The 439-nt window shown below is 62.0% G+C and carries 1 pseudogene; it reads right to left on the reverse strand.

Annotated elements, in window-relative coordinates:
- Positions 1–399: pseudogene (locus tag D3D02_RS19980) on the reverse strand (hypothetical protein); the annotation flags it as partial.
- Between the last annotated feature and the right edge of the window lie 40 nt (positions 400–439).

Genomic DNA, 439 nt, shown 5'->3' on the forward strand with positions numbered 1-439 from the left:
GACATTCAGCACGTCCGGTTCGATGCCGACTTCGACGCCGTGCCGACTCCCGAACCCGTACCAGAAGGGGTCGCCACGACCAGACTCGTCAAGCATGGCGACTTGCTCCTCCTCGTGCGACGCGCCTGCGACGTTGTGTTCGGCAAAGTCGAACCGAGGCGTTCCCGGCGGGACGCCCTCGCCCGGTCGACTCATAGACCAGCGCATCTTGTTCGTCGTGACGTACTGCGATTCGGGGATGTTCAGCAGACCGGCCACCTCACGCTGTGCTTTCACAATCCCGTGGTTGATCCACTCCCAGTCAGCTGCCCGCAACGCAGTCTCTCGAACTTCACCCTCGTCGAGCGGGTCCGGTACGAAGGTTTGTTCGCTGTTGCTCTCGTAGAAATTGCGAAACATTCCAGCGGTCGTCGACGCCCGCGAGATGGCGACGGAAGGG

This window comes from Halobellus sp. Atlit-38R, assembly GCF_003665925.1.
GTDB classification, from domain to species: domain Archaea; phylum Halobacteriota; class Halobacteria; order Halobacteriales; family Haloferacaceae; genus Haloquadratum; species Haloquadratum inordinatus.